The organism is Pseudaeromonas pectinilytica, assembly GCF_054780855.1.
Genome location: NZ_BAAGVN010000258.1, coordinates 1 through 3,607, shown reverse-complemented (window position 1 = coordinate 3,607; position 3,607 = coordinate 1). Strand labels below are relative to the sequence as shown.

The following is a 3,607-nucleotide window of genomic DNA, read 5'->3' as shown; positions in this document are numbered from 1 at the left end:
CTATGTTGGGAGTCACATAGAAGATCAGATCCTGGAAAACGGGAAAGGTTCCGTTCAGGACGCTACTTGTGTATAAGAGTCAGACACCACACTACAGCAGTTTCAACAAATTGATTGGTCGTTGTTATCCAATAGCATGCGCAATACATCGGTGTGGCGGTGGTTACTCAGACCAAACTCCATATCCCTAGACGCCCAATGGCTCACGCAACTACAGAGTTGGTTACGCGAATGCTCCGGATTAGTGAGCTCTATTCTTTCAGAGCTACCGAGTGAAGAGAATAGATCTGCGTCTGGATCGAATACCGGACTCAGTGAGGAATTATGGACAGAAATTATTCAGCTGCTGACGGCATTACATCAGGATATCAACCTATGTCTGGCATGCATCGGGGATATGCAGATCCAGCATGATTATCGATTGATATCCTTGTTGCATGAGTTATCACCCGTTCTACAACGCATCATCCGTTTTTTTGATACCGAGCTCTATCCGGATAATAAGAATATCTGGCAACTCGTCCATCACTTCTATTTGCAACAGATCGAAGTCGTCGAACTGCCGCTGAATAATCCGGCACATCAATTAAACGTCGAGAATCGCTCGCGCCTGAAAAATTTAAATCTGTCATCGCGCGATCTCTATCATGGCCAGCAAGGGGGCGAGTTTGAATCCTTTGTCAGCACCTTGCAGGACATCACAGCCCAATTAGCCGCCACCGAAGCACTCTCCAGCTTGCAGCAGTTGGTGCTGTCGCTGTTGACCGTGGAGCCAGACGTGGTGGCGACGCTACAGCAACTGCAGGGCTGGCAGCAGACGGTGATGAGCTGGCAACGTCATCGCCTCCTGGGGTTATGCCTGAACTGGGGGCTGCGGCATCATCCCGTTACCTCGACCGCCATGGAGTTGCTGCCTGCGGTCACTTGCCTACTGGATCACTATCTCGCCAAGTTTCATCCCTGGCGTCTCTACCGCAGCCGTAACATCCAGGAGCTCAATCACAACTTCGGTCTTAAAGGTTTTCTACTGACCTCGCACTCGGTCAGCCGTCAACAGCTGTGGCCCGAGGTGCAGGAGTGGTTGCAGCAGCAGCTCACCAGCCCGGATCTGTTATGAGCCCAGTCATCGCCGACCCGTTCGGCGATGCCTGCTCTGGACCATACCAAGATACCGCTACCACTCGAATGCCACAGGCTTGCGACGAAAACCGATGTGGTAGGCCACCTGCTGCGCCACCACCGTATGTTCCCCCTGACGGATCACCCGGAAGCTGACATCTTTGCCGAGCAAGACGCCCCGCGGCACGCCTTGCAAATAGTGGTTCAGCTTCTCGATCTGCTGTTGCATCCGCTCTTCATCTTCTTGCCCGTTGTCCTGAAAGCGTCCGACCACAATGCGCTCGATGTACTGCACCTCGCTCAGATCCAGAGCCGGCTGATTGTTCTTGCCAAGACCCATAGTATTGCTCCTCTCAAAAAAACGCCGCACCCGGTGCGGCGTTGTTGACGCCTATCAGGCACTGGCTTTTTTCTGCTCCAGTACCTTTCTGGATTCACTCACATCGGTGCGTGCAGCGTTGACCGCGATGTTGGCTTTTTCCACCCGATCCTTGGCGGTATCGACGGCGGCTTGGGCGGCATCCTTATCCTGCTGAGTGCTGGAGCTAAGCTGAGCCGTGCTCGCCTGGGTATTCAGCTTGTTTTGCAGATCACTTTTCGCGGCCGACAGTTCCATTTCTGCGTCACTGAGCGCCCGGGTCTTGGTATCAAAGTCGGTAGCGGCGGTCTGCACATCTGGAGAGGCGGCCACACGCTTACGCTCTTGGGACTCGACCTGCTTGGGTGCCACATTGCTGGCGATAATATCCAGCACCCGGGACAAGCCTTCCGGCATACCGGCATCCGCCGCGTGAACTTCGACATGGTACTTGGCCGAATTATCGCTCTTGCGGCTGTTCTCCTTGTGGGAGGCCACGCTGCCGGACATCTCCACCGAGGCCTTGAAGCAACCCCAGCCGACACTGGACGAAGCCTTGCCGGCGAAGGACTTGTCTTCGGTCTCCGTGGACGACTCGGAGGAGCGAACCTCCATATCGAAGGTGATATCGACCTGATCCACCATCAAGGACGGTACATTGACGATGGCCAGCACCGGCACTTCCAGCGCCACCTTCTGCTGATCCATGATGTCGTTGCCCATCGCATCCTTACCCGTCACCACATAGCGGTTAAAGGAAAAGTCGGCATGCCGGGTCTTGTCGCCATCAAAACCGACATCCCGGATGAACTCGTAGGTCGAGCGAGCCAGCAGAACCTGGGCGTCGCACGCCGCCTTCAACGGTGTACCGATCAAATCTTGCATCGGCAAACCGGAGAATTGATTACGCATACTTTCAAGAGCCATTGTGATCTCCTTGCTGAATATTCAGCAATTTCAGAGTGGAGCCAATTCTTGCACCACCATCCTGATGATGAGTGCAAGTTCATCACTGACATACAACCTCTCGGCACAACCCTGACCACAGCCGATGCATCTTCAGTGTGTTATCGAATTTATTTAAATATCGAACCACAAATAAGCCGGAACTATTGCCGCTGAAATTTAATAGCATAAAAAAAGATGGCCTATGGCCATCTTAAATATAAGGATGAAGATGTATTCCAATGATAGAATTCAACGCCACTGAATAACAATTCCGCATAGCCGCAGCATCACGACCACCACGGGAATCCCTCAGATCCAGGAAATCAGCAGTGTCAGATTATGGCTCGCGCTGTGCCGAAAATGACGGATCAACGGTCTGGCCTGATGTTGGTGTTGGTGTTGGTGTTGGTGTTGGTGTTGGTGCCGTATCGTCGACCCGGATCGGGTGGATCGTGGAGTTGAATTTATCGATCACCCGCATCACAGCTTCCGGGGAGTCCTGAGACTTAAATTTTACTTTAAAATCAATAATATCTTTCGGTCGCTGCTGATCGCTGGCCGTGCTTTGACCAATGGTGACCATGAAGCGTGGCAGATTGGGTGCACCATTTAATTCCCCGGCAACCCGTTCGGCGGCGTTGGCGAGTGCCTGCTGCTCCTCGACCGGACTGATACCCGTCACCTTGACCGAGAAATCCACATCCATTTCGTCCAGATAGAGCCCCTTGCCATCCGAAATCGCCACCCAGGGCATGGTGATGACATGTTGATCATCCAGTCGAATATCAATTTCCTTGGCCTTGAAACTGCCGTCATCCAGCTGAACAAAATATTGGCTGATCATATTTTGATAATGACTGAGTGCCATATCGCTCGCACAATTGGCCACGTAATTCAGTCCGCGAATCAATCCATCCAGATATTCTGGGGTTAAGTGTACAAACTCCTTCTTTTTGGAAAACATAGCCACCTCCGGCTGTGAATAATCAGCCGACAATAGGCAGCGAGCGGCTGAATTTCGAGAGGGAAATAACTCACAGGGATCGGAAATATATCCAGAAAATAATTTTTAATTCACGAACGACGCAGCCCACGACAAAAAACGGCGCTGTTCCCTTTACGTGTTGTTGACTATTTTCACCCCACCCGATAACCAGGATTTTGCACTGTTGGGCTCTTGGT

General features: G+C 52.1%; 4 protein-coding genes. 1 reads left to right on the top strand and 3 read right to left on the bottom strand.

Annotated elements, in window-relative coordinates:
* The first annotated feature begins 397 nt into the window (after positions 1-397).
* Complete coding sequence (locus ACYVG7_RS10865) at positions 398-1,117, top strand: hypothetical protein (protein WP_460883129.1); 720 nt, start codon at positions 398-400, stop codon at positions 1,115-1,117.
* 57 nt (positions 1,118-1,174) lie between these two features.
* Here the strand turns inward: ACYVG7_RS10865 and ACYVG7_RS10860 are convergent, their stop codons facing one another.
* The 3 genes from ACYVG7_RS10860 to ACYVG7_RS10850 form a co-directional block, all read right to left on the bottom strand.
* Complete coding sequence (locus tag ACYVG7_RS10860; protein WP_460883128.1) at positions 1,175-1,459, bottom strand: hypothetical protein; 285 nt, start codon at positions 1,457-1,459, stop codon at positions 1,175-1,177.
* A 54-nt stretch (positions 1,460-1,513) separates the two neighbouring features.
* Positions 1,514-2,404 (bottom strand): DUF2589 domain-containing protein, encoded by an 891-nt coding sequence (locus tag ACYVG7_RS10855; RefSeq protein WP_460883127.1) that lies wholly within the window; start codon positions 2,402-2,404, stop codon positions 1,514-1,516.
* A 358-nt stretch (positions 2,405-2,762) separates the two neighbouring features.
* Complete coding sequence (locus ACYVG7_RS10850) at positions 2,763-3,389, bottom strand: DUF2589 domain-containing protein (protein WP_460883126.1); 627 nt, start codon at positions 3,387-3,389, stop codon at positions 2,763-2,765.
* Positions 3,390-3,607: the final 218 nt, after the last annotated feature.

Excerpts from the sequence above, each read along its gene's own strand:
- ACYVG7_RS10865 (WP_460883129.1), top strand. The coding sequence starts at position 398 with ATGCAGATCCAGCATGATTATCGATTGATATCCTTGTTGCATGAGTTA.
- ACYVG7_RS10850 (WP_460883126.1), bottom strand. The coding sequence starts at position 3,389 with ATGTTTTCCAAAAAGAAGGAGTTTGTACACTTAACCCCAGAATATCTG.
- ACYVG7_RS10860 (WP_460883128.1), bottom strand. The coding sequence starts at position 1,459 with ATGGGTCTTGGCAAGAACAATCAGCCGGCTCTGGATCTGAGCGAGGTG.
- ACYVG7_RS10855 (WP_460883127.1), bottom strand. The coding sequence starts at position 2,404 with ATGGCTCTTGAAAGTATGCGTAATCAATTCTCCGGTTTGCCGATGCAA.